This window comes from Streptomyces sp. WAC04114 (genome assembly GCF_019733245.1).
Classification (GTDB): domain Bacteria; phylum Actinomycetota; class Actinomycetes; order Streptomycetales; family Streptomycetaceae; genus Streptomyces; species Streptomyces massasporeus_A.
The window spans coordinates 1-591 of record NZ_JAIGQA010000419.1; the positions used below are offsets into that span (position 1 = coordinate 1).

The window sequence follows — 591 nt, forward strand, 5'->3', positions numbered from 1 at the left end:
CCCCAGCTCAAGGGGTGCGATGGACTTCGAGATCCGCGAGGTGCGGACCGCGCAGGGGCCCGTAAAGCTGCGGCGCGAGCGGGAGGCATACTCCCGGCTCGTGCAGCAGGGATACAGCAACACGGAAGCCTGCCGGATCGTTGGTATCGACCGGCGAACCGGCAACAAGTGGCGTAACGGCCGCCGTGCAGACCGTCAGCAGAAGGCGGCACCACCGATTTCCGCGGTGGTGCCGCCTTCCGGCACGTCCAGGTACCTGCGTGAGGGCGAGCGGATCCACATCGCGGACCGGCTGCGGGAGAAGGCCACCGTGCGGGCGATCGCCGCCGAGCTGGGCCGCAGCCCTTCCACGGTCAGCCGGGAGATCCGCCGCAACCGGCATCCGGCCAGCGGCCAGTACCGGCCGCACGCGGCCCAGGCCCGCGCCGATGCCCGCCGGCCCCGCCCCAAGTCCCGCAAGATCAGCGAGAACCCGGAACTGCACGGAGCTGTCCAGGCGATGCTGGACGAGAAGTGGAGCCCGGAGCAGATATGCCAGGCTCTGCGAGCACAGTTCCCCGAACGTCCGGAGATGCACGTGGCCCACGAGAC

General features: G+C 70.1%; 1 protein-coding gene. It reads left to right on the forward strand.

The annotated features are described in order from the left end of the window. Positions 1-19 precede the first annotated feature (19 nt). Positions 20-591, forward strand: a 572-nt coding sequence (locus tag K4G64_RS39570; protein ID WP_221760659.1) for a helix-turn-helix domain-containing protein, incomplete at its 3' end; no start/stop codon positions are given.